This is a genomic window from Nocardia sp. NBC_01388 (assembly GCF_045040085.1).
In the GTDB taxonomy this organism is placed as follows: Bacteria; Actinomycetota; Actinomycetes; order Mycobacteriales; family Mycobacteriaceae; genus Nocardia.
The window spans coordinates 4895569-4921141 of the sequence record NZ_CP109553.1 but is presented as its reverse complement, the minus strand read 5'-3'; the positions used below and the strand labels follow the sequence as shown (position 1 = coordinate 4921141).

The following is a 25573-nucleotide window of genomic DNA, read 5'->3' as shown; positions in this document are numbered from 1 at the left end:
TTCACAGGGTGATCGGAGCAGGTGCTCGGACTACCGGCTCCGGGCGCGAGTGGTGATCAGCAGCATTCCCACGAAGGCGATCGCGAGGGCGGTCGGATAGCCGATGACCAGATCCTGCCGCCCCGGGCTGCTGAGGAGTTGCCAATCGCCGAGATGGGTCAGCACGTGCACGGTCGCCATGGCGACACCGATCGCTACGAGCAGCCATCCAGCGACCCGCCGCCGGCGTTCTCGTAGGTAAGCGCCGGTGTACATCGCCCGTGTCCGGATTCGTTCTGCACGCCATTCGCGAACACCCATCTGCCCTCCTGCGATAGACCACTACTATGCCACCTAGTACTAAGTGGCATAGTATCTCGTGGTCGGAGTGAGTGATCCTGCTCCGATCGCCTATCGAGCCCACACACGACTGATCAGGTATCGCCCATGCCTATTGACCTCACCCTTTCGCATTACAGTGACCTCGCCTTCGGATCGTCCTTTGCGGTGTATCTGATCGCGGCTGTACTGCTGGTCGCCGAATTCGCGAGTTCGCGTGTGCCCGCGAACGCATCGGCGCCCAGAGCGCTTGTGGCCTCGGGCGGCGGCCCTCCTGTCATCCAGGGGCCTGCGAAGGTCATCGTCCAGCCGAGCCGATCACGTGCTGAGCGACTTGGGCGTATGGGGCAGTCGGTGATCGGGGTCGGATTCGGTCTGCATGTGGCCTCGATCGCCTTGCGCGGGTTGGCGACGCATCGTGCCCCGTGGGGCAATATGTACGAATTCGTCTCTCTCGCATGCGCTGCCGGTGTTCTCGCCGGCCTGGTCATCCTGCGTGGCCCGGTGCTCCGTCGGCTGTGGTCGTTCGCGCTGCTCGGGGTCCTGCTCTTGATGTTCGTCGCGGGGGATCTGCTGTACACGACCGCCGCCCCCGTGGTGCCCGCGTTGCAGTCGTACTGGCTGATCATCCACGTGTCGATCGTTTCCACCGGCAGCGGAGTATTCCTCATATCCGGTGTAGCCAGCGCGTTATTCATAGTGCGCCAACGCTATTCGGGCGAAAGTCGGCAGGCGAGCCTGCTCGGGCGATTCGCGCAGCGTCTTCCCGACGCGGCCACGTTGGATCGGGTGGCCTACCGGACCACGATCTTCGCTTTCCCCCTCTTCAGCGCCGGGGTGATCCTCGGCGCGGTCTGGGCCGAAGCGGCCTGGGGACGGTTCTGGGGCTGGGATCCGAAGGAGAGCACCTCCTTCCTGGCCTGGGTGATCTACGCGGCATACCTGCACGCCCGTGCGACCTCGGGGTGGCGGGAAGGCAAGGCCGCTTGGATCAATATCGCCGGTTTTACCGCGATGCTGTTCAACCTGTTCGTCATCAATATCGTCGTATCCGGCCTGCACTCCTACGCGGGACTGAACTGAAAATCGTGAGTACATGGTGAATCTGGCGTATCTGCCCAGCCCCGCTCGCGGCGTGTGGCATCTCGGTCCGTTCCCGCTTCGCGCCTATGCCCTATGCCTCATCGCTGGGATCATTGTCGCGATCTGGGTGACCCGCAGGCGGTGGGCGGCCCGAGGTCACGACCCGGACGAGATCCTCGACATCGCGATGTGGGCGGTGCCGTTCGGGATCGTCGGCGGACGGCTCTATCACGTGATCACCGATCCCGAGCTGTATTTCGGCCGCGGTCGAGATCCCTTGCGGGCGTTCGCCATCTGGGAGGGCGGGCTCGGGATATGGGGCGCGGTCGCGCTGGGGGCGGTGGGCGCCTGGATAGGCTGCCGCCGCCGCAATATCAGGCTGCTCGAACTCGGTGACGCCCTCGCGCCCGGACTAGCTGTGGCCCAGGCGATCGGGCGCTGGGGCAATTACTTCAACCAGGAGCTGTTTGGCGGCCCGACCACGCTACCGTGGGCGCTGAAGATCGATGTCGCGCATCGCCCTGAGGACACCACCGACATCGCTCTCTACCACCCGACCTTCCTTTACGAGAGCCTGTGGGATCTCGGCGTCGCACTGCTGGTGCTGGGAGTCGACCGCTGGTCGCGCAAGCGAGGGCGAACGCTCGGGGTGGGCACGTTGTTCGCGTTGTACGTCGCCGGTTATACCCTGGGGCGCGGCTGGGTCGAGGCACTGCGTGTCGACCACGCCAATCATTTCTTCGGCCTACGGCTCAACGACTGGACGTCGCTGATCGTCTTCGCCGCAGCGGCGGCCTTCCTGTTGTGGCAGCGCGCAGCCGGTCGGGCAGCCGACGACCGGCGGGACAGTGTTGACCGAATGCCCTAGGGGGAACTGATTCCCTTGCCGAAGATCGAAACACCATTGACCGCAAGCAGTTTCATCACCCAGTGGCGGTGGGACATCGCCTCGGTGCTGGTCGGTGGGCTGTTGTTGTTCGGCTACCCATTCGCGTGGCGGGCGGCGCGGTTGATGCGGTGACGCGAATCCTGCTGGTAGCCGTGGGATTTCTGTACTTTTACTCGCGGTTGCAGGTTGATCCGGTGCCGCGGCGCTTCTCGCAGGGCATCTCGCTACTGATCACGATCGTGGAGTCTCCGGCCGACGGATTGCTGGGCATCGTGCTGTGGCTCGGCACGTTGGTCGCCGCCGACTTCTATCGATCCCTCGGGCGTTCCTGGGGCGCGAGCCTGCGCACCGATCAGACCATCGGAGCCGGAATCCTTTGGATGCTGGGCGATTTCCTCGGCGTGGTGTACTCGATGGTGCTGATGCGTGCCTTCGCCGCCGACGAACGCCGCAAAGCCGAAGAGGTGGATGTCGAGCTCGACATCGCGCCCGTGCAGCCACCCTCGGCGTCCTTTTCCGGGGATCGAGTCGCCGACGACTCCGAACCCGTTTCCTCGGCCTGTGGTGGGAGAACGATCCGCAATTGCGCGATCGTTTCCGTCACTGACATTCGAGTCGGTCCAGGCCGCAGCGGGGAATCGGAAGAATCCAGAGGTGCGTCGTCTCGCCAACGAGACCGTTTCTCTGCCCAGTAGGCCCGAGATCGGCAGGGGGAGGGGGATTCTCGGAGAAGTGGCGGCGACACCGTAGTTGTGCAGGCCGAGTTCGATCTGATATTACTATCTACGTACGTAGGTAGTAATACCTTCGGCTCGTGTCGCGTCGACCACCCGCGACACGAGGGTGTCGCCGAATGCGGCGCCCGTGGCAGGTGGGGATGGGCGCTCCCCCTCATGGCGCCCATCCCCACCCGTTGCTTCTTCCTGCACGTGCTTCTTCTTGCGCGCCGCGGTCCGGACCACAGCCGCGCGGCCACTGGCAGAACCGCGAGCAGAGCCCTCGCCGCCGGAACTTGATGCCGCGGTGGTGTTCCCGCCGACGCACCCGGGCAAGACCGCGCTGAACGGTGGGTACGGGCCCTATCCCTTACGTGGCTCGCCCCACCGTTGGTCTCATCGGAGAGTGGCGGGCGGGTCAGTGAACGTAGGACAACACGCTCATCATGCCTGCCTCGCCGTGATATACGTTGTGGCAGTGCAGCATCCACTGCCCCGGGTTGTCTGCCTCGACGTCGACTTCCACCGTCTGCATGGGTAGCACGATCGACGTGTCCTTGCGGGGACCGGTTCCCGCCGTGGTGACCACCTCGAAGGTGTGGCCGTGCAGATGCATTGGGTGGAACATCATCGTCTTGTTGACGAACCGCAGCCGGACCCTCTGTCCCTGAGTGACATCCAGCGGTGTGCGATCCGGGTACGCCTTGCCGTTGATCGTCCAGACGTACTTCTTCATGTCCGAGGCGAGAGTCACGTCGAGCGTCTTGTCCGGGGAGCGCTGCGGCAGTCGCACGGACTCGGCGGCGATGAGCCGGTCCGCGGTGATCGGGGCGACCGACAGCTCGGCCGGGCGCGCATCGGCCGGGGGAGGAGTGCCGCCGCCGGTGCGGATGAGCGCGAACGCCTGGCCCGTCTTGCCTTCGGCGGAGGCGACCAGCGGGAAGACTCCGTCGCCGAGTTCGACGATGGCGTCGTATCGCTCGCCCATGCCGAGGAGAACGCTGGAACCGGAGACCGGTTGCACCGGGTAGCCGTCGCTGTGGGTGACCCGCAGCTGATGGCCGCCGACGGCGACACGGAACGCGGTGTCGGCCGCAGCGTTGATGATGCGCAGCCGCATCCGCTGGCCTGGCTTGGCAGCGAAGGTGACCGGATCGGCGCCGATGCGGCCGTTGACCAGGTAGTACGGATAATCCTTCACATCACCGGCGTCCGTGCCGAGTGGGGCGTTGGGGTCGGTGGGCATGGACATGCCGCCGCCCATGTTCATGCCGCTCGTGCCGCCGCCCATGTTCATGCCGGCCATGCCCTTGTCCTGCAGCTCCCGCAACTCCTTGTCCGGATCGCGGCCGTTGACGCCATCGAGCCAGTCGTCGAGGACGACGACGGCTTCGACGTCGTAGCCCTTTCCGTCGGCGGGGTCTTCGACGATCAGCGGGGCGTACAGGCCGCGGTCCAGTTGGACCCCGACGTGCGGGTGGAAGAAGTAGGTGCCGGCGTCGGGGACCGCGAACTCGTAGCGGAAGGCGTCGTTGGGGGCGATTTCCTTTTGCGTGATGTCGGGTACGCCGTCCATGTCGTTGCGCAGGGCGATGCCGTGCCAGTGGGTCGTCGTGGGTGCGGGCAGCCCATTGGTCAGGTCGGCCTGCAGCACCTCTCCGCGTTTGAGCCGGATCTCCTGTCCGGGCAGCTGGCCGTTGTAGGTCCAGGTCTGCACCTGGACGCCGCCCAGGTCCACGGTGGTGGGCTGGGCACGCAAGGTGACTTGCTGGACGGTGGCACCCGCTGCCCGTCGGCGGGCTTCTGCGGCGCGGACCGCATCGGAGTCGGGCTGGATGAGGGTGGGTGAACTCTGTGAGTTCTTGGAGCACGCGGCGAGCACCGCGGCCGCGGTGCTACCGGCGCCGAGGGCCAGGAATCCGCGCCGGGTGAGGGGTGTCGGGAAGGGACGCTGCCTGGATGCCATGGAGATTCTCCTTGGTGTGTGCGGCCCGGTGCCGGCAAGCGGCTCCGGGCCGGGCGTGTCAGAGATAGCGACTTTCCGGCATGGAGGGTCACTGCCGGGGCCGGAGTAGGCAACGAGGTCGGTCCGATGTGCTTGCGATACATCGTGCCGGACCGATCGCCCGAGTCTGGGGAGGTCCGTATGAGCGCCGTCCCGGTGCGCCTGTCCGGTGCACCGGGACGAACGAGCTCAGCTGCTGCCGAGCAGCGCGCGCATCTGGTCGATCTCGGTCTGCTGCGCGGCGACAATGCCCTTCGCGAATGCGATGGCGTCGGTGTTCGCTCCCGAGGTGAGCTCGGTGTTGGCCATCGTGATCGCACCGGTGTGGTGGTCGATCATCATCTGCAGCCATTTCCGGTCGAAGTCCTTGCCGGACAACCCTTGCAGCGCGGTCATATCCTCTGTGGACATCATGCCGGGCATGCCCGGCATTTGCTGTGCGCCCACGACGGGAGCCGGCTTGCCGAAGCTTTGCAGCAGCTTGCTGATCTGCTGCATTTCAGGAGCCTGGGCATTCATGATGCCGGACGCCAGAGTGCGGACCTGCTCGTTCTGCGACCGTGACGGGACGAAGCGCGCCATGTCGACAGCCTGCGAGTGATGCGGATACATCATGTCCAGAAAGGAGACATCCGCGTTGTTGAAACCGGTTCGAGCCGGTGCGCTGGTTGTCGCGGAAGGTGTGGACTGGCCGCCCATGTCCATCCCGGGCATCGAGTTGCCGCAGCCAGCGACGAGTAGCGCAGCCGCGGCGATTCCGGCGGCGACGATCGATCGGATTCGATTACGTGTACTGAACACGGTTGTCCTCCTGGTGAATTGCGAATGTGCGGTGGTCGGGCAGGTCGGAATGCGCCTCTCGGTGCGTCGGCAACGGAGGCGGCGAGACCTGTCAGATCCGCAGAATCGACAATTCGGCCAGGGACGGCGTGGTCCAGGGTGGCGGTCGTGCACGATGGGCTCGGCACAGACGCGATAGCGGCGTGGGATCGCAGCCGGACGGGGCGCCGGATCGGTAGAGCAGAACAAGGCCGATCGCGAGCGCGATCACCGACAAGACGAACACGCAGGCATGCATGCCACCGTGTCCGCCGGTGTGCCGGTCGGTCATGGCGCCCACTGCGTCCGTGTGCTGACCGGCAGCGGGCATCGCCACTACACCGGAACCGGCAAGCGCGGAATCCTGTGCAGGACACTGGATTGCGTAAACCCCCGCATGCATGGCGACGATGCCGAAGAGCATCACGAACAGCCAGACTGCCCGGGCTGACCCGGAAACTCTGGCTGGCTCGTGTACGTCGACCACGCCGCCATCGTAGTTCGGGTGTCGCGCGATGACATTGCAAACCCCCGTGGGGTATCTCACGAATCCGAGATGGGAGACGACGGGGCGTGTTCGACGTGCCAGGTCTGCGCCGTGATCGCCCACAGATCGTGATCGCGGCGTCGCCCGCCGACGGACTGGTACGCCGCCATCCGTCCCTCGCAGGTCATCCCGATCCGATCGGCCCAGCGTGCCGCGCGGGAGTTCGCGAAATCCGTCGGCGCGGTGACGCGGGCGAGGTCGAGTTCGGCGAAGGCATAGGCGAGCATCAGTCGCCCGGCCGCCGTCGCATAGCCCTGCCCGGACAGGCGTGAATCGATCCAGATGCCGAGCTCGCCGCGGCGATCAAAGGATTCGACCCAAAGTTCGCACTGGCCGGCCAGGTGACCGTCGACCTCGATCACAGTGCGGACGACCCGTCCGGCCTTGGCGTCCGACCGCGGTTGCAGGCACTCCCTGACCCAGGCTCGTTCGGTGTGGCGGGATTCCCAATCCTGGGACACCGTAATCCAGAACGGTTCGATCGCCGGACGGTCACGGAGTCGGATCGCGCGCCAGGTCCGTGCGTCCGCCGGCCGTGGCGGTCGCAGCAGGATGTCTGCACCGCGCGATGTTGTCCCGGACAGGAGGATCGACCGGGGGCGATGGGCCATTCCTGCAAGTGCGCTGCGAATGCGACCTGCGTAGAAGCGGGCCGCGGCGACCGCGGCCGCTTTGCCCGGCCGGTAGCGGCCAGGTGGGAACGTGGATTTGCCGAGATCAGCAGCAGGGCGCAATTCAGGCTCGTTTCGTTGATGGTGTGCTGCCGAAATCGCGCGCTTTTCGAGCATCTCGGCAATTCCTCGACTTCGGTGTGATCGATTGTCATACATTGAATTGCCTTGGAGCGCAGTTAATCTCGGTACGTCTAATGATGATGGCAGCTGTCCGTGGCTGCTGTGCATCTCGCTGAGCTACTAACCGGGATAGTATGTTAACTACTATGAGTGTTAGTAGATTGTGGTCGATCGTGAACGCCGTCGACTCGAGTGGATCGGGTCGCCGTCGTGGCTAAGAACAAGTCCGGTACCCGCAGCCGACAGCAGCAGGGGGCGGCGCGCGCCGATCGCACACGTCGACGCGCAGAACGGACTCGCCGAGCCGAACATGTGTCCCAGCCCGTCGCTACGCAGCTGCCGGCGGTGTTCGGGCCGATTACGCAACTGACGCTCGAGCCCCGACCATCTGTCGCGGAGCCTCGCCACACCGAACGCGTTTCGAACGATCCGATCGTCGCATCGCTGGCTTCCGCCGTGCGTGCGGCCGAGCCGCAGGTTGACACGGTGGCGGCCACCGGATTCCGTGCGGCGCTATATAATTCAGAGCCGCAGGCGGTCGCCGTGACCTTCTGGGACGACACCCCTGCGGACGGCCCGCCGACCGATGTCACGGTCCGGTTCGTCGGCATTCGGCGTGATGTCGATGAGGAGTCGGAGTCGCCGGACACATTCGAACGGTTCGTCACCGTATCGGGAGTGCCCGCCGGCGCCGGGCGTCTCGCAGTGACCGCCAAGGTGTCGGATATCGCACCCGGCCGGTGGGATGTGGCCGCCGCTCGCGCTGAGCCGCCGACCGGCGAGCGCTGGTCGCCGGTGCAGACGGAGCGCCTCGCGACCACCTTCGCGCCCTTCGCCCACGGCCCGGCGGTGCGGTTGTGGAGTTGGCCTGCGCTGGTGGGCGCGGGGGCGCTGCTGGCCTTGCTGCTCCAGTTCGTGCTGTTGACCTTCATCCAGGGTAATCCCGCTGCCGCGCTGGGAATCTCGGCCCTGGCCTGTCTATTGGGGTACGCCGGTGCGAAGGTCTATACGGTCGTCCTCAACCGGGAGAGCTTCGGCCGGATCCTGCAGACAGGCGCGTGCATCCAGGGATTCTTGCTCGTGGCGTTCGCCGTCCTCGCGCTGGGTTCGGCGGTAGCCGGCCTCGGTGTGGGCCCGGTGCTGGACGCGACCACCCCGGGACTGTTTCTCGGGATGGCCGTAGGCCGCCCGGGCTGCTTCCTCTCCGGCTGCTGTGCGGGCCGGGCGACTTCGTCGCGCTGGGGTCTGTGGTCCTCAGATCGCTCGGTCGCGATCAGGCGAGTGCCGGTCCAACTGATGGAAGCAGCGGCCGCGGCAGTTATCGGCGCGGTCACCCTGGGACTGTTTGTCGGTCTCGGCGATATGGGCGGCGGATTGTTCGTCGGAGGGCTCGCCGTGTACGTCCTGGCGAGGCAGGGGCTGTTCGGGCTACGCGCCAACCCGCGCACTGCGCGGGGTCGCGCGCTCACCGTCGGCCTGGGCTTGCTCGTCCTCGCGGCGGATTTCGTTGTCGTCGCCGGAATGTGGTGAACCGGGAGAGGCGGTCACTCGTCAACAGGTCAGGGGGTCTCACGAGCAGGGAGAGCGACATGATCATCTCATCCAACCGGCTCGTCGCGGCGGTATGCCTGTCCGCGGTGACAGTATTCGTCGCAGGCGCGTGTTCGTCGTCGAGCGGCGGCGGTCAGCCATCGACCTCCGCCTCCGGCAGCGGTGGAGCCCCCGACGCAATCACGATCAGCGGCTACAAGTTCCAGGTACCGTCCACCGTGGCTCCGGGTGCGAGGGTCACGGTGCGCAACGACGACGGGGTCGAACACTCGGTCACGTCGAAGACTCAGGGACTCTTCGATATCGACGTCGAGGCGAAATCGGCGGTGACCTTCACCGCGCCCGAGAACCCCGGCTCGTACGCGCTCTACTGCCGCTACCACCCGAGCATGGTCGCCACGCTGACTGTTGGTTGATTTGCGTGGGTGTTCAACCGCCACAGGTACTCAGGGCCACCCCGGCCCCCAACATCACCAGCGGCAGAATCGGCGCGGTGACGGCGGCGGTCCAGATGGCTGCCCGGGTACGGCGGGGGGCGTGCTGAGCTTGGGCGTGATCGTCGGCGAGGCGGGCCAGACGCAGCTCGACGCAGTCCTGCGCAATGGCAAGTGTGGTCGCCGGAGTGGCGTGGCCGCGCAGCTGCGTCAAGGCGCGGTGCACGGGGGCGCTGCCGTGCCGGTGGGCGGCGTGGCTGTCGGCATCGAGTTCGACCAGGGCGCGGACCAATTCGGGAGACCGGCGGGTAAGCGGTAGCCACGGCACCGCGTATGCGGCCGCCTCGGCGAGTTCGACCAGGAAGTGGTGGTGGCGTCGAATGTGCGCGCGTTCGTGTGCCAGAACGGCATTCAGCGCCTCGTCATCCAGTTCGTTCCGCAGCCCATTGCTCGCCACGATCATCGCCGGTCGACCGGCGATGCTGTAGGCGACCGGGGTCGGCAGCGGCAGCCACAGCACCGGTTCGCTGTCGTGGCCGTGAAGTATGCGGAACAGGCTGATGTGCTTGTCGTGCACGGCAATCCGCTGCCGTGCGGTCGCCCGCCAGTGGATCAGAAACCGGACCACCGTGATCGTCGCCATCAGCACCCCGACAATCCCTATTGCCGATTCCAGGCGCGCGGGCATGGTGTCGTGCGGGGCGAGCAGACAGCGATGGGCGAGTTCGGTCAATGCCGCCATACCGCCGTGACCGGGAGCCAAGCTCAACACCAGTGGAGCCAACAGCGCAGTCACTGTTGCGACAACCAGCGTTGCCCAGGTAAGCAGGGTGATATGCGGGTCCGACCGCCGCAGCATCGCGTTCAATGGCCCAGGTGCTATGAGCGCGAGGGTCAGCCCAGCGACGGATATCAGCAGGGCGGCGGTCACGGGCGCCGATTCCGATCACGCAATCCGCGCCGCAGCGTCTTCGACTCGGCCTCGGACGTGCTGCGAACGAACTGCAAGAGCACGCCGATGGGGTCCTCCGCGGCATCGAGCACCGCACGGAGCGCATCAGCGGCGGCTTCCTCACGGCTGCGTCTCGCGCTGTACCAGAACGGACGGCCAATGCGCTCGCGATCGAGCCAGCCCTTCCGGTGCAGGTTGTCCATCACCGTCATCACCGTGGTGTAGGCGGGCCGCCGTGTCTCGGCGAGACCGTCGAGTACCTCGCGAACTCGCACAGGTTCGTCGGTCGCCCAGATCACGTCCATCACCGCTGCTTCGAGTTCGCCGAGCCCCTGCGTCACCTGTCCTCCTGGTTCTCAACCCTAGCCGGTTGATGCCGCTCCCGGCCGCCAGCGCAGCGAGCCTGCGGGTCACTCTGCTTTGCGCTGTGCTGACCACACCGGCGCAACTACGATCCAGGATAGTATTTCCTGGTTCCGGTGTCGTCTGCGGGTCAGGAAGGCGGCGTACCAGGAAGTCCGGTGCAAATTCGGTATGGTCGCGCCGCTGTATGTCTGTTCCTCGGTTGCTTCGGCAGCGGGAGCGCGGCGAGTTAGATTCGGTGCCGTCATGGTCGAAGGTTCGTGCGCATGGCGTGAGCGCGATCCCTTTTCAGGGTCGGCTCGGCCGCTGAATTCGAGTTGCGGTGCATGCCGAACCGGCAGATACTATCTACGTACGTAGCATATACGTACGTAGATGAGCAACTGGATACTTCGTTGTGTGACAGCGGGATCGAGGTGTCATAGGTATCGAGGTCGATTGCCGGATCGACCGGTAACCCATGTGATCCCGCTCGTTCGCCGACGCTTTCGGCTGCTCGAAATGGCACGGTCCCGCATCGCGCTCGCCTACTGTGCGCCTGCGCTGCGGGTGGCGCTATGCGGCGCCGAAGCTCGAGATGAGGAGACGCAATGGGCTCGCGCGGTTTCGGAGACCTGGAGGCAGTCGTCATGGACCGGGTCTGGTCCAAAACGACGCACACGACGGTTCGCGAAGTATTCGACGAGCTCTCGACCGAGCGGGAAATCGCTTACACCACAGTGATGTCGACGATGGACAACCTGTATCGCAAAGAGTGGCTGCAGCGCGAACGTGTCGGGAAGGCCTATCACTATTGGCCGAAGCTGAGCCGCGAGGAGTACGGCGCACGGTTGATGCGTCAGGCTTTGGGCGCCAACGGCAGGTCGGAGTTGGTGCTCGCGCACTTCGTGGAGCAGATGAGCCCGGAAGACTCCGAGAACCTGCGTGCTGTGCTTCGGAGGAAGGCGCGCAAGCGCGACTGACACCGAAGCATCGGTTCTGTAGCACGAAATATTGAACATCCTTCTGGTGGGTGAGTGTATTGGTGGCGGCCCGTGGTGGCGGCCACCGCCACGGTGACTGTTGGTCAACCGGTGACTCGACGGCGTCGTTCACGCTGGGAGTTTGGGGGTCGAGATTCTTTTCGGTCCGACGCGTCTGTCGTCGATCCGTCACCGCGCGAACGCTTTTCCCCACCTGTGGGCAACTATCCGACGCTGCGTCAGTGGGGTGCGGGTGCAGGCAGTGGAGCGTGGCTGTGGCTGCCGGGGTCGTGGGTGCTGCCGCTCGTATTGCCGCTGCCGTGTCCGTTGTATCCGCGTCCGCCGTTGTTGTGATGGTTCCCGCCGCCGTGCCCGCCGTTGTTGTGGCCACCGTTCGCACCGCCGGAGCGATCTGCCATGACGATCGGGCCGTCGGCGGTCGGTGCCGCGGTGGCAGGTGCGGCGAGCAATGTCATTGCGCTCAGAGCGACTGGTGCGAAGGCGAAGAAGAAAACTGATCGTCGGGACGATTGGTGGGTACGGAATTTCACAGTGGGAGGTGTCCTTTCGCGTGATGGTTGCTGTAAGTGAGCCAAATGGTCGTCTGGCGTGCGTGCCAGCGCGGGGTCCAGCGCGCGTCTCGTGAGGACGCCCGCACGAGGCGTTTACGGCGCGCACTCTCCAAAGAGGCGACACGGCCCCGCGCGGCTTGTGTGGATGCGATCACCCGTGGTAACTAACTACGTACGTAGATAGTAGGTTGTTGCAAAGAGATGTCAACCACGTATCTTGAACGAGACGATGCATTCGATTGAAAGTGCTTCGAGTTCAATAAGATTCGACAGTGGGAGTCTGCGCAGGTGGATCTGGGAGGATCGTCGAGGTTTATGCGAGGTGTCGCCCTTTTGCGCGGTATCGGCTCCGCTCGGCGTGTTTGGCACGCCACGCGGGCACTGCGCGACACGCTAGCGATCGGCGGTCAGTTCACTGCGTTCGGCGACGAATCCGTTGCTACAGTGGGCGCACTGTGAGGCTCATCGGTCGGTTGCGGCTCGGTGGCTCTGCGCTTGCACTACTCGCGGTAGTAGTGCTCGTAGCGCCGATGTTCGACTGCGCGTTGACCGGGGAGCTCTTCCACACGCACGCTCGGGTGGTTTCCGGCGAGCAGCTCACCGTTCCCACCCTGGCGGAGTCTTCCCATTCCACAGTCCACCCGCCCGCCTGCGGTTGCCCACCCCATGCCGCGCACTGTCTGCTGACGTCGGTGCCGTTGAGCGGAGTCAGCAAAACTGTAGTGCCGCAATTACTCCTACTGCTCGGGGTGTTGGCGGGCGCGGCTCTGGTTGCCCGGTCCTATCCGGCTGGTCGTGGAGTGCGCGGCCCCCCGGTGTCGGCCGTCCCCGCGCTCAGCGGTCGGATCATTCTCACTCGCTTGTGTATCGCTCGACGCTGATCGGTCAGCGCCAGGTCGACGGTTGTTCGTGCTGTCGGCCGGTGTCCGCTGCCCGTTTACGTCCTCGCCGCCCAGTGGGCGGACCGATGCAAGGAAAGCGACAGCCATGGACAAGATCGTGCTGGAACGGCACGCCGATGTATCGACCGCTCTGGTCACCGCGCCGATGGCGGCGCGGCTTCCCGAGGATCTGGTCGGGAACACCCCGGTATTGTGGATCGGCGCGCCGCTGGCACCCGCCGGCCGCGGATTCTGGGCCAAGCTCGAGGGCTTCAATCCCGGTGGGATGAAGGATCGCCCCGCGCTGCACATGGTGCGGTGCGCCGAGCGGCGTGGTGAGCTCGAACCGGGCGCCCGTATCATCGAATCCAGTAGTGGCACACTTGGTTTGGGATTGGCGCTCGCTGGTCTGGTCTACAAGCATCCGGTCACGGTGGTGACCGATCCCGGCCTGGAGCCGTTCGTCGCGCAGATGCTCGCGGCCCACGGCGCTCGGGTGGATCTGGTGCCCGAGCCGCATCCGGTCGGAGGCTGGCAGCAGGCGCGACGTGACCGTGTCGCCGAACTTCTCGAACGTGAGCCGGGGGCGTGGTGCCCCGATCAGTACAGCAATCCGGACAATATCGACGGCTATGAATCGCTGGCTCTCGAACTGGTGCAGCAGTTGGGCCGGGTGGATGTGCTGGTATGCGCTGTCGGGACCGGCGGGCATTCGGCCGGGGTGGCGCGGGTGTTGCGCCAGTTTAATCCGGATCTGCGGCTGATCGGGGTCGACACGGTGGCGTCGACGATCTTCGGTCAACCGGCCGGCCCGCGCTTGATGCGGGGCTTGGGTTCGAGCATTCACCCCCGCAATGTGGACTACCCGGCCTTCGACGAAATCCATTGGGTGGCACCGTCGGAGGCGGTGTGGGCCTGCCGCACGCTGGCCGCCACGCACCATGCCACCGGCGGGTGGAGCGTCGGCGCAGTGGCGCTGGTGGCGGGGTGGATGGCTCGCACCCACGATGCCGGTACCCGCGTCGCAGCGGTGTTCCCCGACGGACCGCACCGCTACTTCGACACTATCTATAACGACGCCTACTGCGCTGAACACGGCTTGCTCGACGCCGATCCGCCGATCGAACCGGACAGCATTGCGCACCCGGCCGCTCGGGTCGTCAGCTCCTGGACCCGCTGCAGCGCGGTGGTCGACCCGCGCGATCTCGCCCGGGATCAGGAGCATGCCTCGTGACGGTTTTCGCGAAGTTCCGCAGTTTCGACCCGGCCGCCCGGTTGCTGATGGTCAACCAGTTCGGCATCAACCTCGGCTTCTACATGCTGATGCCCTATCTGGCCGGATATCTCTCCGGCCCAATGGGTTTGGCGGCATGGGCGGTCGGACTGGTGCTGGGTGTGCGGAACTTCTCCCAGCAAGGCATGTTCCTTCTGGGGGGCACCCTTGCCGATAGGCTCGGCTACAAGCCGCTGATCGTGGCCGGATGTTTGCTGCGTACCGGCGGTTTCGCATTGCTGGTGTGGGCCCATTCGTTACCCGGTCTGTTGATCGCTTCGGCCGCAACGGGTTTCGCCGGAGCTCTCTTCAACCCCGCCGTGCGGGCCTACCTGGCGGCCGATGCGGGGGAGCGCCGCGTGGAGGCGTTCGCGGTCTTCAACATCTTCTATCAGGCGGGCATACTCGCCGGCCCATTGGTCGGACTCGCGTTGCTGGCGTTGGATTTCCGAGTCACGGCGGGGGCGGCCGCAGTGGTGTTCGCCGCGCTGACGGTGGCGCAGTTGTTCGCGCTGCCGCCGCGCCGCAAGACCGAGCCGACCGAGAAGACCTCGGTTCTCGAGGATTGGCGCACCGTGATCAGCAACCGGCGATTCGTGGCATTCGCGCTGGCGATGATCGGCTCGTATGTGCTGTCGTTCCAGGTCTATCTGGCGCTGCCGTTGCAAGCGCAATACGTTGCGGGCGGGCGGGCGCAGACGGTCACATCCGGCCTGTTCGTGATCTCCGGTGTGGTCGCGGTGGCCGGACAGTTGCGGATCACGGCGTGGTTCCGGGCCCGATGGGGGACAGGTCGCAGCCTGGTGGCCGGGATGTCCCTGCTGGCGGTGTCGTTTCTACCGCTGGCAATCGTTCCGGGCCCACAGCTGTTCGGGTCGGCGGTCGCGGTCGGTGCCCTGTTGCTGGCGACGGCGTTGCTGGCGGTCGGCACGGCCGCAGTATTCCCGTTCGAGATGGATACGGTCGTCTCACTGGCGGGCGGCAAACTGGTGGCCACGCATTACGGTTTCTACAACACCGTGGTCGGCGTGGGGATTCTGGCGGGCAACCTGGCCACCGGCGCGGTGGTCGGCGCCGCCCGTGCCGCGGGAGCGGATTGGGCGGTCTGGGTCGGTCTGATGGTGATCGGCGCCGTTGGCGCGTTCGCACTGCACCGGCTGGACCGGCCACAGCCCGCGCGGCATGCTGTATCCGCCGGGGTGGCAACGCAATCGGTGACGGATACCGGCCGTCATCATCTGCTGCAGGGTGTCGGGCGAGGCAATCGGCAGCCGGTCGCCGATAGTCACCGTGTTCCCGTCGGACTCGAGGCGATTCGGCCGAACGGACCGGTGAGACAGGTCGCCGAACCGACTGGCTGGCACCGGGTTTCGACTCGGGAATCGGACACGGAGCGAACGATGCCGATTCCCCGGGTACAAGAGGCCGCCGTCCGGCACCGTTGGCCGGCAGCGCCGCCGACGCGGCCTCCTCGTCGATAGTTCGCCGCGCCCGGCCGGTCCCTCCCGCCGATGGGCGGCGGCCGGTCGGCGAGCGGTCACCCGGTGACCGACTCTGGTTGCGTCCCAATCGGATCGGGGAGCAGCCCGCGCAGTACCAGGTCCAGGACCGCTGCGCGGGCTGCCTCGGGAGCCCAGCGATGGCCTGCGCGCAGGTGGATATAGCCCCAGCCCACGGTATTGAACAGCACGGTCGCGGTGACCGTCGGTGGTGTCGGGCGCAGGCTGCCGTCGGCCGTGCCGTCGCGCAGCAGACGCTCGAGCGGTTCGGCGAACACATCCACCACCAGGGCGTCCGGACCTGGCCGGTGGAACACCTCACCGTGGGCGAGGTACATCCCGGCCAGCACGGGCAGATGCTTGTCCGCTGTCGCACAGATCGCCTCCAAAGCGGCGCGTAGTCGCTGGGCGGCCGTCCCCGATCCGGTCAAGGCCGGCCAGATCTCGGTCCGGAAGGTGTCAGCGGCCCGCGCGGTGATACCGGCGACCAGATCGTCGCGAGAAACCCCGCGCCGATAGATGGTCGCCCGTGACATCCCTGCCTCGGCCGCGACCCGCTCCAGCGTGGTATCGGCGAGGCCCCACCGGGCGACGGCCGCCTCGGTGGCATCGATGAGCTCGGATTCGATGGCTATCTCTTGACGTTGGGACACTGCCTCATCATAGTTGAGACATGAGCGTCTCATCCATGAACCCCAGCCGTCTCAGTCTGCGTCCCTGGGCAGCCGCCGTCATCGCCCTGTCGGGTTTCGTGTCCTTGGTGGCCACCTACTGGGACGACGCGTGGCACACCGATCTGGGTCGTGACAGCGCGAGGATCCCACCGCACCTGTGGCTGTACGGATCGGTCGCGGTCGCCGGTGCCGCGGTAATCGGATGGGGCGTGCGCTCGTTGCTGGCGACTCGATCTTTGCGCGCGGTGCTGCGGCAGTCGCCGCTGTTGGTGGCGGCGGCCGGGGGTGCCGCCACCCTGGCGGCAGCTCCGCTGGACGCGGTCTGGCATGCCTCGTTCGGCCGCGATGCCGTGCTGTGGAGCCCGCCGCACATGCTGGTCATATTCGCCTCGGCCGCAATGATTCTCGGCGTCATCACCGGGACGGCGCGCAGCCGTAGCGGTGCGGTGGAGGCGTTGCTGGCCGGTCTTCTGCTCGGCACTGCGGCAATGACGGTCATGGAGTACGAGACCGACGTGCCGCAGTTCTCGGAGGCCCTGTATCTCTCGGTGCTGCTCGTGGCGGCGTTGTCGACAGCGGTCGTCGCACGTGCGTACGTGCCGACGCGTGCGCCGGTAACGGCGATGGTGGTGGTCTACATCGCGCTACGGCTGGTCGCCGCGGTGGTGCTCGGATTGCTGGGCCGCACCGCGCCGGAACTGCCGGTGGCGATTCTCGGGCTGGGTGTGCTGGATCTGCCTTGGCGCAACATGATTTTGCGGTACTCCGCTGGAGCGGCGGCGGTTTCGCTGCTCGCGTGGTTGGCGTCGGTCACCGGTTTGGTGAGTCGGTCCGCCTCCGAAGTGGCTGTGGTGGCCGTGCCGGTATTGGTGGTGTTCGCCGTGGTGTTGATCGCGACCGTGCGTCGTGGATGGCCGATCGTCCTCGCGCTGTTCGCGATTGCGGCGAGCGCCGGTCTCATCGGCATTGCACCTCCGGCCTCCGCGCATGACCCGGGCGAGGGCGAGCCCGTGCTCGGTGCCCACGTGACGGGCGGCTCCGACGGTCAGGGAATGTTGTCGCTCACCGTGCGCACCGACAGCCCGTGCACAGGGCTGGTGCCGACCAGGGTGGTGGCCCGCAGGGCCGGACAGACAATCCGCGGTTCCTTACTAGTCCAGGGTGATTGCCAATACAGCGGCTCGGTTCGCGTTCCCGCCGACGGGCGGTGGCTCGTCTATGCCGAGCTGCGCCGAGGCGACGAGAACATCGAAGCATGGCTACCGCTCGACGCTGACCGCGCCACCGCCGTCACCGAATCCCGGGATCTCTACCGCCCCGCGGAGGCCACCGCCTCGACTCGGTGGGTCCAGATTGCGGCAGGGGCGGGCATCTACGCCTTGGCGATCGGACTGGTCGGCGCTGCCGCTGCCGTGGCGCTGCATCGGAGGCGAGAGGTGGCGGCGGCGTGAGCAAGCGGTTCTCGGCGACCGTCGGTGTCGTGAGGAGGCCACTGGCCGAGTCCCGTCTCAACGGTTTTCACAAGGCTATGGGAAGGCAGGCCGCGACACCGATCACCGCCACAGTCGTCGATATCAGCGGTCCGATCAGGATCAGAACTGTCATGGCAACCAACAGGATTCGCGTACGGGTCCGGACCGGTTGCTCGATCGGCCGGGCGAGGCGCTCGACTCGAGTAGCCAGACCATCACCGACCACGGGCAGTGTCGCGGCGGGGCTCTGCGCGTGCTCCGACAGGGCCAGCAGTGCCTCTTGCACAGTCAGGCGCCCGTGGACGCCGCTCGCGTCGTCGTCTGCGCGCATCTCCACCAGCCGGGCCACTTCGATGCCGCCGCCGCTGAACAGCTGTACGCGCGGGAAGGCCGTGGCGAGCCCGCGACTGATCGCCAGCAGGAGATGATGACGCCCGGCCAGGTGCGCCCGCTCGTGGGCCAATACCGCGCCGAGATGTCGATCGTCGAGGGCCTCGAGCACGCCCCGAGTCACGACTACCGTGTTCGGTTTGCCGGCCACACAGTAGGCGGCAGCCTCGGACAGGTCGAGAACCACGGCATCGAGTTCCGGATCATGGCGCCCGGCCAGCCGCGCCATCCTGGCATGTGTATGGGTGGCACGGCGCGCCCGCAGCAGTGACCCGCCGAGCCGGGCGAACGCCACCGCCGCAGCGGCCGCGGTGAACCCCGCCAGTGCGAACAAGCTCACCTGCACGGCGGACCCGTACTGACCGGTTGTTGCGTCATGCAATTGGGTGATACACGAATCGAACATCAGCCGGGTCGGCGCGGTCCAATCACGGAACACGTCGACCACCAGAATCGACGCCGCGATCAACCACGAGAACGCGACCGAGCCGATTGCGCTGAGCCACGCGATCAGACCGAGGCGCGGCGCTGCGCCGGTTCGGGTGAGCCGCACCAAAAGGCGCGGTGCAAGCATGACTGTGGTGAACGAATACATCAGCACGCAGATCGCGATGCTCACCCGACCGCCCAAGCCGCTATCGACACACTGACGGGCGATTTCGATCGATCGCCGCCGCCTGTGTCCCCGCTCGTGCGAGCATTCCCCACTCAGTCCTCCTGTCGGTCGGCATCGAGTCTACGTGCGGGAAATCGTGCGGATTGCTGGGCGGCCAACTTGTATCGGGTCGGAATCCGCAACTGCCAATGGGTCTGCTCCTGACATGAATTCGACTGTGACCGAGGAGGACTGGAGTGGAAGGCTCAGCTGACAGGCGCATCGATATTCGGCACCCTGCGCTTGTGGATACCGGCCCGCTCTGGCGTCATACCCGAGTATTTGCCGTCAGGTCCCGGACGGGAAATCGTAGCGCGCCGGGGGCGCCGTCGCGCTGTCGGGCGGACCGTAGACGATTGCCACTTCGTCGCGGTTGGCGAAGGTGAGGGCCGCTGGATTGCCTTGACGCAGTGTGCCATTGACGAATATGCGCACGTTCTTGCCGTCACCGGCACGGAGTGTGCCGACGTTATCGCCGGCACGGCTCACTCCCCATTCGCTGAACAGCTCGCCGAGGCCGAATTGGCGCTGGGCCGGCGATTCGATGTGAACGACGCCGGAAGCGTCGTGAGTGTGCAGCGGACTCATCGCGCCCTTGATGCGATCCACTCCGAGATTGGCCACCACCGGCACGGCCGAGCCGTCGACCAGGACATCGATATGAACGTGGATGTGTTCGACCGCGCCCTCGCTCGCGAGCATCGGCAGGCCCGCAGCCCGCACGGCTGCGGCCGCATCCGCCGGTGCGGGCCACGGCGGCGCGATGTCGCGACCGATCGCGGTCGTCGCCGGTGGATGATCGAGGCTCACGGCGGCGGTCTGCTCGCGTTTGGCGTGCGCGGCGTGAACGACTGAAATCGTCACCCCGGCCACCAGCGCCACCACGACCAGCGCCGCTCCCGCCCACGTCAGGAGGGTGCCGCGGAAGGGGCGGGACGAGACGAGGGTTGTGGTCGCGGCCCGGCCGGACTTGCCGCGGGAGTTCTTGCTCGATGCCATGGCGGTTTTCCGTTTCGCTCTGCCGCAGACACTCGGCATGTGGGCCGGAGACTGCGTTCTACGTACCGGGACAGTGAGGCGTTTGTGGTTGCCCGCGTGGTCAGATCGGCAGCACGACGTTGCTGACGAACTCCGACCGCAGCCAATCGACGAACAGCGTCCACGCACCGGTCACCAGGGCGACACCGACGGCGATCAGGAGGAGGCCGCCGGTGAGCTGGATCGCCCGAGTATGGCGGCGTATCCAACCGAAGCTGCGCGCGGAGGTGGCCGAACCGAAGGCGAGCGCGACGAACGGCAATCCGAGCCCGAGGCAGTACGCGATAATGAGCATGACGCCGCGCGCGGCGGTAGCGCCCTGGGTGCCGGCCGCCACCGACAGCACGCCCGCGAGGGTCGGTCCCAGGCACGGCGTCCATCCGAAGCCGAACGTGGCGCCGAGCAGTGGCGCGCCGATCAGCCCGGACAGCCGCCTCGGCTGGAATCTGGTGTCGCGCTGCAACATCGGAACCAGTCCCACGAAGGTCAAGCCCATCAGGATCGTGATCACGCCGCCGAGGCGTTGCAACAGTTCGCGGTTCAGTGACAGCGCGCCGATCAGCCCGAACACCGAAGCCGTGCCGAGTACGAACACGACGGTGAACCCCGCAACGAACAGCAGCGCTGCCCCAGTCGTGCGCAGTCGTGCGCCGCGGCGTGCTGCCTCGCCGGACTCGCCCCCGGCGACGCCGGCGAGGTAGGACAGGTATCCCGGAACCAGTGGTACGCAGCACGGTGAGGCGAAGGACACCAGGCCGGCAACCGATGCCGCACCGAGTGCCAGCAGTAGTGGCCCGGTGGCGGCGGCGTTCTGAAACGCGTCGCCGATTCCCTGTCCCGCCATCGTTCTTCTCCTGTGGGGAATCTGTCTACTAATTAACTACGTAGGATAGTAGATCGAGTTCGTTGAAGGGTGATGGGGAGGGGTCGATTCGGCTGGTTGTCGACCACTGGATGCGCACTGCCGCCTGGTATGGGGTCCTTTTGCCGCTGACTACGGCAGCCGCGTCAACTCCTTGCGGTTGATACCCTACGGGGGTATCGTTCGGGTATCGTCGTCTGACGATCTGGAAGGAAAGGGAGCTCGATGAACACCACGACTGTCACCGTCACCGGAATGACCTGCGGCCACTGCGTGTCCTCGGTTCGTGAGGAGGTCGGCAAGATCTCGGGCGTCACCGGTGTGGACGTCGACCTGGCCAGCGGGCGGGTAGATATCGAGGGTGAAGGCCCGATTGGGCGCGACGCCATCGCGGCTGCTGTCGACGAGGCGGGTTATCAGCTCGCGGAGTGATCGCAGGGAAATCGATTTCGCTCGATCACGGCGAACCGCACGAGAGCTTTTGGAGTAGACGATGACAACCGCGAGAACGGAATCCGGGGCCGGGCAGGTCGAATTGGTGATCGGCGGCATGACCTGCGCGTCGTGCGCCACGCGGATCGAGAAGAAGCTGAACAAACTCGAAGGCGTCACTGCGACGGTGAACTATGCGACCGAGAAGGCGCGGGTCGACTTCACCGGCGGCATCAGCGCCGAGGCTCTGATCTCCACGGTCGAGGAAGCCGGGTATACCGCGGCCCTGCCCGCGCCACCGGCTGCAGCCCGTGAGACCGCAGAATCTGCTGCGGTGGAGGAGGACCCGACCGCGGCGCTGCGGCAGAGGCTGCTGATATCACTGGCGCTGACGGTCCCGGTGATCGCGATGGCCATGATCCCCGCCCTGCAGTTCACCAACTGGCAGTGGTTGTCCCTGACGCTGGCCGCGCCGGTGGTGGCCTGGGGTGCGTGGCCGTTCCACCGTGCGGCGTGGACAAACTTGCGTCACGCCACCGCCACCATGGACACACTCATCTCGATCGGCACTCTCGCGGCGTTCGGCTGGTCTCTCTACGCACTGTTCTGGGGCACCGCCGGCATGCCGGGCATGCGGCATCCGTTCGAGCTCACCATCGCCCGCGTGGACGGCACCGGCAATATCTACCTCGAGGCCGCGGCGGGGGTCACCACCTTCATCCTGGCCGGACGCTTCTTCGAGGCGCGGTCCAAGCGGCACGCGGGTGCGGCGTTGCGCGCGTTGCTGGAGCTGGGCGCGAAGGAAGTCTCGGTGCTGCGCAATGGATCCGAGCAGCGCATCCCGATCGAAGACCTTGCCGTAGGCGACCTGTTCGTGGTGCGCCCGGGGGAGAAGATCGCCACCGACGGTGTCGTGGTCGAAGGCTCCTCCGCGGTCGACGCCTCGATGCTGACCGGCGAATCGGTACCGGTCGAGGTCGGCCCCGACGACGTGGTGGTCGGCGCCACGGCGAACGTGGGCGGCCGGATCGTGGTGCGCGCCAGCCGAATCGGCTCGGACACCCAGCTCGCGCAGATGGCGAAACTGGTCGAGGACGCCCAGACCGGCAAGGCGCAGGCGCAGCGGCTGGCAGACCGGATCTCCGGCGTCTTCGTGCCGATCGTGATCGGACTATCGGTGGTGACCCTCGGGTTCTGGCTCGGCACCGGCGGTTCTGTCGCTGCCGCCTTTACCGCGGCGGTCGCGGTGCTGATCATCGCCTGCCCGTGTGCCCTAGGGTTGGCGACCCCGACCGCGTTGATGGTCGGCACCGGTCGCGGTGCGCAGCTGGGCATCTTGATCAAGGGCCCCGAGGTGCTGGAGTCCACCCGCCGTATCGACACCGTCGTGCTGGACAAGACCGGCACCGTCACCACCGGAAAGATGACCCTGTTGGATGTCATCAGCGCCGAGAGTGAGAGCGCGGCCGAGATCCTGGAACTGGCGGGGGCACTGGAGGATTCGTCAGAGCACCCGATTGCGCAGGCTATCGCCAAGGGCGCTCGGGAGAAGATCGGCGCACTGCCCGCAGTCGAGGGATTCGCCAACGTTGAGGGGATCGGCGTCCAAGGCGTCGTCAACGGCCACGCGGTCGTCGTCGGCCGCCGCACGCTGCTGGCGGATTGGTCGCAGCAGCTCGACACCGCGCTGGAGCGGGCCATGTCGGCAGCCGAAGCCGAGGGCAAGACCGCAGTCGCTGTCGGCTGGGACGGCAAGGCACGTGGAGTCCTCGTCGTCGCCGACGCGGTGAAACCGACTTCGGCCGAAGCGATTTCACAGCTGAAGGCACTCGGGTTGACGCCGATCATGTTGACCGGTGACAACGCCGCCGCGGCCCGCGCCGTCGCCGATCAGGTCGGCATCGACGAGGTTATCGCCGAAGTCCTGCCACAGGACAAGGTGGATGTCGTCAAGAAGCTGCAGGGACAGGGCAAGACGGTCGCGATGGTCGGCGACGGCGTCAACGACGCTGCCGCGTTGGCCCAGGCCGACTTGGGCTTGGCAATGGGTACCGGCACCGACGTCGCCATCGAGGCCAGTGACTTGACCTTGGTGCGCGGGGACCTGCGGGCAGCAGCGGACGCGATCCGCTTGTCCCGCAAGACGCTCGGCACCATCAAGGGAAACCTGTTCTGGGCCTTCGCCTACAACGTGGGAGCCATCCCGCTCGCCATGGCCGGCCTGCTGAACCCGATGCTCGCCGGGGGCGCTATGGCGTTCTCCTCAGTATTCGTCGTCAGCAACAGCCTGCGACTGCGCAACTTCCGCTCCATCGCCAACTGATCGGCGACGGTCGGCTCGGAAGTGCCGACGGTACGTGAAAACTGATCACTGCACGGAATCAACTGAAGGACAGACGATGTCGACCCTCACCAATACCGCACGACAGGTGGCTCTGCATCCGGCGACTCGCACAGTGGTCCGGTGCGTCGTCGGGTGCGCTGTTGCTGCGGCACGGGCGGCGTTGGCCCAGGATTCGACTGGGCATCAACGCTGCCCGGCCGGCACCAGGTGAACCCGGATGTAGGGACCGGTCGGTCGCAGGCTGTGGAGGATTACCCCAACGCGGGGGAGGCTGCCTCGGTGAGAACCTGACATCGGAGTGGGTCTACAACTGCTTCCGGTGCGGGATCGCCGTTTCACGGGACGGTGAGTTCGGGCTCGATCAGGTCGAGGAACGCACGGGCTGCGGGACTGACCGGTTCGTTGGCACGGTGCATCAGGAACGCGTAGCCGTGCAGTTCAGGATCGTCGATCTCGATGGTGTGCAACAGAACTGGCGTGGTGTGGACGGCCCAGGCCGGCACGACTGCTACTCCCAGGCCACGAGCCGTCAACTCGATGAGTAGGGGCAAGCTGCTCGCCTGGTAACTGATGCGCGGCCGGAATTCGGCTCGTTCGCAGCCCGTGTCGAGGATTTGGCGCAGTGCCGACCCTCGGGGCAGCGTGATCAGCGGCCGGTCTTCGATGAGTCGTAGCGGACCGCGGTGATGGCCGGCCAGGGGGTCGTCGGTGGATGTGGCGATGACCAGTGGGAGCGTGCCCAGGTGGCGGCCACTGAACTCTGCCGGTGGTGGCTCTGCCAGGCTGGCCAGCCCGATATCGAATTCTCCGGTCCGGATTCCGTCGAGTACCGCAGCGGCGTCGGTTTCGGTGAGCGAGATCTGAATTCCCGGATGGTGCTCCCGAAACTCGGTAAGCATTCGTGGCAGATCGATGACCGGCAGGCTTGCGGTGATGCCGATGCTGACTTCGCCGGAGATCAGCCCGCGCAGTTCGTCCACGGCTTGGCGGCCCGAGGACAGCGCGCCCAGGGCGGCACGGGCGTGGGGGAGAAGTGCCGTACCCGCCGCCGTGAGCCGCACGGTCCGTCCGGTCCGGTCGAGCAGGGATTCGCCGAGCTCGCGCTCGAGACGGCGAATCTGCTGACTGACACTGGGCTGGGCGACGCGCAAACGCGCGGCGGCCCGGGTGAAGTTCTTCTCCTCGACCACCGCCACGAAATACGCCAGCTGATGAACTTCCATAGGACCAGCCTATAGTTGAGATCGGAAGTATGTCTTGGACGTATGGTCAGATGCCGGTGCACCGTAGTGGGACAGCTTGGAACACTGCCCAGAAGGACCGGAGATATGCCCTTTTTTGACAACGAGCGCACGGCATGGCGTGTATTTCACCCGCCGCTCGTGCACCTCCCGATCGGTGCGATCGTCATAGCCACGATCCTCGATACGATCTCGGTCGTCATCGGCGACCGTCAGTCTCTGGCGGGTGAAATGTTTCGTGCGGCCACATTCACCCTCGCCGTGGGTACCGGCGGATTACCGTTCGCCGTCGTCTCCGGCCTGCTGGATCGAGCCCGGCTGACGACGTTGGGTGCGCTGCAATCGCGGGCCGTGAACGCGCACGCGGTCGTGGTCGTGGCGATGGTGCCGGTCAGCATTGCCGCGACGGTGCTGCGTTTCGCCCGCTACCACAATGCGACGCATACCCCCGCCGCGGCCTTCGTCCTGACCCTCGCGATTCTCACGATCGCCTTGGCCGGTGGACGGCTCGGCGGCAGGATTAGGCATGGGCGGCAAGAGTATTCGGCGATGCCGGTCGTGGCGGGAAGGGAGTGACCCGGTGGGTATGGACTCGATGATGGGATGGACAGCGATGTGGCCGTTGGCGGCTTTCCTCGTACTCGGTCTCGCGATCATGATTATCGTGCGGCGGCCGCGAGCCACGCCTCCGACACCGGCGCCTCTCGGTGGGCGTGCGCAGCAGATCGTCGACGAGCGGTACGCCCGCGGTGAAATCGACGAAGAGGAGTACCGCCGCCGCCGGATCGAACTGCTCTGAGGTTCGCT

General features: G+C 66.1%; 27 protein-coding genes. 13 read left to right on the top strand and 14 right to left on the bottom strand.

What is annotated here, in order from left to right; genetic code table 11:
* Positions 1–30: 30 nt before the first annotated feature.
* Positions 31–300 (bottom strand): hypothetical protein, encoded by a 270-nt coding sequence (locus OG716_RS24235; RefSeq protein WP_405133054.1) that lies wholly within the window; start codon positions 298–300, stop codon positions 31–33.
* Between the two features lie 126 nt (positions 301–426).
* Here OG716_RS24235 and ccsB point away from each other — a divergent pair, with 126 nt between their 5' ends.
* The 3 genes from ccsB to OG716_RS24220 all read left to right on the top strand — a co-directional run bounded on the left by ccsB (position 427) and on the right by OG716_RS24220 (position 2985).
* On the top strand, positions 427–1401 hold the full coding sequence (gene ccsB / locus OG716_RS24230; RefSeq protein ID WP_405133053.1) for a c-type cytochrome biogenesis protein CcsB: 975 nt from the start codon (positions 427–429) through the stop codon (positions 1399–1401).
* 13 nt (positions 1402–1414) lie between these two features.
* Complete coding sequence (lgt, locus tag OG716_RS24225; RefSeq protein WP_405133052.1) at positions 1415–2269, top strand: prolipoprotein diacylglyceryl transferase; 855 nt, start codon at positions 1415–1417, stop codon at positions 2267–2269.
* Between the two features lie 149 nt (positions 2270–2418).
* Positions 2419–2985 (top strand): cytochrome c oxidase assembly protein, encoded by a 567-nt coding sequence (locus tag OG716_RS24220; protein ID WP_405133051.1) that lies wholly within the window; start codon positions 2419–2421, stop codon positions 2983–2985.
* Positions 2986–3424: 439 nt separating this feature from the next.
* Here OG716_RS24220 and OG716_RS24215 read toward each other — a convergent pair whose 3' ends face one another.
* The 4 genes from OG716_RS24215 to OG716_RS24200 all read right to left on the bottom strand — a co-directional run bounded on the left by OG716_RS24215 (position 3425) and on the right by OG716_RS24200 (position 7279).
* Positions 3425–4972: a multicopper oxidase family protein gene (locus OG716_RS24215; RefSeq protein ID WP_405133050.1), complete on the bottom strand. Its 1548-nt coding sequence runs from the start codon at positions 4970–4972 to the stop codon at positions 3425–3427.
* Positions 4973–5200: 228 nt separating this feature from the next.
* Complete coding sequence (locus OG716_RS24210) at positions 5201–5716, bottom strand: DUF305 domain-containing protein (protein ID WP_405133049.1); 516 nt, start codon at positions 5714–5716, stop codon at positions 5201–5203.
* 187 nt (positions 5717–5903) lie between these two features.
* Positions 5904–6317, bottom strand: a complete 414-nt coding sequence (locus OG716_RS24205) for a DUF6153 family protein (protein ID WP_405133048.1) — start codon at positions 6315–6317, stop codon at positions 5904–5906.
* 56 nt (positions 6318–6373) lie between these two features.
* On the bottom strand, positions 6374–7279 hold the full coding sequence (locus OG716_RS24200; RefSeq protein ID WP_405133047.1) for a GNAT family N-acetyltransferase: 906 nt from the start codon (positions 7277–7279) through the stop codon (positions 6374–6376).
* A gap of 435 nt (positions 7280–7714) precedes the next feature.
* On the opposite strand from OG716_RS24200, the gene OG716_RS24195 reads away from it, so the two are divergent.
* Positions 7715–8701: a prolipoprotein diacylglyceryl transferase family protein gene (locus tag OG716_RS24195; RefSeq protein ID WP_405133046.1), complete on the top strand. Its 987-nt coding sequence runs from the start codon at positions 7715–7717 to the stop codon at positions 8699–8701.
* Positions 8702–8760: 59 nt separating this feature from the next.
* Positions 8761–9138, top strand: coding sequence for a plastocyanin (locus OG716_RS24190; protein WP_405133045.1), 378 nt, complete (start codon positions 8761–8763; stop codon positions 9136–9138).
* 13 nt (positions 9139–9151) lie between these two features.
* On the opposite strand, the gene OG716_RS24185 is transcribed toward OG716_RS24190, so the two are convergent.
* The gene (locus OG716_RS24185) at positions 9152–10087 is read right to left on the bottom strand and encodes a M56 family metallopeptidase (protein ID WP_405133044.1); all 936 of its coding nucleotides are present in this window, start codon (positions 10085–10087) and stop codon (positions 9152–9154) included.
* Complete coding sequence (locus tag OG716_RS24180; RefSeq protein WP_405133043.1) at positions 10084–10449, bottom strand: BlaI/MecI/CopY family transcriptional regulator; 366 nt, start codon at positions 10447–10449, stop codon at positions 10084–10086. The genes OG716_RS24185 and OG716_RS24180 overlap by 4 nt, the downstream gene beginning before the upstream one ends.
* Before the next feature lie 612 nt (positions 10450–11061).
* Between OG716_RS24180 and OG716_RS24175 the strand changes: the two genes are divergently transcribed.
* Positions 11062–11433 carry a BlaI/MecI/CopY family transcriptional regulator gene (locus OG716_RS24175; protein WP_405133042.1) on the top strand — a complete coding sequence of 124 codons (372 nt, stop codon included), beginning with the start codon at positions 11062–11064 and terminating at the stop codon, positions 11431–11433.
* A gap of 239 nt (positions 11434–11672) precedes the next feature.
* On the opposite strand, the gene OG716_RS24170 is transcribed toward OG716_RS24175, so the two are convergent.
* Both OG716_RS24170 and OG716_RS24165 read right to left on the bottom strand, forming a co-directional pair.
* Entirely contained in the window at positions 11673–11909 is a 237-nt protein-coding gene (locus OG716_RS24170) for a hypothetical protein (RefSeq protein WP_405133041.1), read from the bottom strand.
* Positions 11910–12505: 596 nt separating this feature from the next.
* On the bottom strand, positions 12506–12634 hold the full coding sequence (locus OG716_RS24165) for a hypothetical protein (RefSeq protein WP_405133040.1): 129 nt from the start codon (positions 12632–12634) through the stop codon (positions 12506–12508).
* 358 nt (positions 12635–12992) lie between these two features.
* On the opposite strand from OG716_RS24165, the gene OG716_RS24160 reads away from it, so the two are divergent.
* Both OG716_RS24160 and OG716_RS24155 read left to right on the top strand, forming a co-directional pair.
* On the top strand, positions 12993–14120 hold the full coding sequence (locus tag OG716_RS24160) for a PLP-dependent cysteine synthase family protein (protein WP_405133039.1): 1128 nt from the start codon (positions 12993–12995) through the stop codon (positions 14118–14120).
* Positions 14117–15640 carry an MDR family MFS transporter gene (locus OG716_RS24155; protein WP_405133038.1) on the top strand — a complete coding sequence of 508 codons (1524 nt, stop codon included), beginning with the start codon at positions 14117–14119 and terminating at the stop codon, positions 15638–15640. Before OG716_RS24160 ends, OG716_RS24155 begins: the two co-directional genes overlap by 4 nt.
* A 56-nt stretch (positions 15641–15696) precedes the next feature.
* Here the strand turns inward: OG716_RS24155 and OG716_RS24150 are convergent, their stop codons facing one another.
* Positions 15697–16311 (bottom strand): TetR/AcrR family transcriptional regulator, encoded by a 615-nt coding sequence (locus OG716_RS24150; protein WP_405133037.1) that lies wholly within the window; start codon positions 16309–16311, stop codon positions 15697–15699.
* Between the two features lie 20 nt (positions 16312–16331).
* Here OG716_RS24150 and OG716_RS24145 point away from each other — a divergent pair, with 20 nt between their 5' ends.
* Positions 16332–17783 (top strand): hypothetical protein, encoded by a 1452-nt coding sequence (locus tag OG716_RS24145; RefSeq protein WP_405133036.1) that lies wholly within the window; start codon positions 16332–16334, stop codon positions 17781–17783.
* Positions 17784–17850: 67 nt separating this feature from the next.
* Here OG716_RS24145 and OG716_RS24140 read toward each other — a convergent pair whose 3' ends face one another.
* The 3 genes from OG716_RS24140 to OG716_RS24130 form a co-directional block, all read right to left on the bottom strand.
* The gene (locus OG716_RS24140; protein ID WP_405133035.1) at positions 17851–18813 is read right to left on the bottom strand and encodes a M56 family metallopeptidase; all 963 of its coding nucleotides are present in this window, start codon (positions 18811–18813) and stop codon (positions 17851–17853) included.
* Between the two features lie 324 nt (positions 18814–19137).
* Positions 19138–19848, bottom strand: a complete 711-nt coding sequence (locus OG716_RS24135) for a hypothetical protein (RefSeq protein ID WP_405133034.1) — start codon at positions 19846–19848, stop codon at positions 19138–19140.
* Between the two features lie 100 nt (positions 19849–19948).
* Positions 19949–20731, bottom strand: a complete 783-nt coding sequence (locus tag OG716_RS24130; RefSeq protein ID WP_405133033.1) for a cytochrome c biogenesis CcdA family protein — start codon at positions 20729–20731, stop codon at positions 19949–19951.
* A gap of 243 nt (positions 20732–20974) precedes the next feature.
* On the opposite strand from OG716_RS24130, the gene OG716_RS24125 reads away from it, so the two are divergent.
* Positions 20975–21181: a heavy-metal-associated domain-containing protein gene (locus OG716_RS24125; RefSeq protein ID WP_405133032.1), complete on the top strand. Its 207-nt coding sequence runs from the start codon at positions 20975–20977 to the stop codon at positions 21179–21181.
* A 61-nt stretch (positions 21182–21242) separates the two neighbouring features.
* Positions 21243–23504, top strand: a complete 2262-nt coding sequence (locus OG716_RS24120) for a heavy metal translocating P-type ATPase (protein WP_405133031.1) — start codon at positions 21243–21245, stop codon at positions 23502–23504.
* A 356-nt stretch (positions 23505–23860) separates the two neighbouring features.
* Here OG716_RS24120 and OG716_RS24115 read toward each other — a convergent pair whose 3' ends face one another.
* Positions 23861–24748 carry a LysR family transcriptional regulator gene (locus tag OG716_RS24115; protein WP_405133030.1) on the bottom strand — a complete coding sequence of 296 codons (888 nt, stop codon included), beginning with the start codon at positions 24746–24748 and terminating at the stop codon, positions 23861–23863.
* Between the two features lie 105 nt (positions 24749–24853).
* Between OG716_RS24115 and OG716_RS24110 the strand changes: the two genes are divergently transcribed.
* Both OG716_RS24110 and OG716_RS24105 read left to right on the top strand, forming a co-directional pair.
* Positions 24854–25342 carry a DUF2231 domain-containing protein gene (locus OG716_RS24110; RefSeq protein WP_405133029.1) on the top strand — a complete coding sequence of 163 codons (489 nt, stop codon included), beginning with the start codon at positions 24854–24856 and terminating at the stop codon, positions 25340–25342.
* A 22-nt stretch (positions 25343–25364) separates the two neighbouring features.
* Complete coding sequence (locus OG716_RS24105; protein ID WP_405133028.1) at positions 25365–25565, top strand: SHOCT domain-containing protein; 201 nt, start codon at positions 25365–25367, stop codon at positions 25563–25565.
* Positions 25566–25573 lie beyond the last annotated feature (8 nt).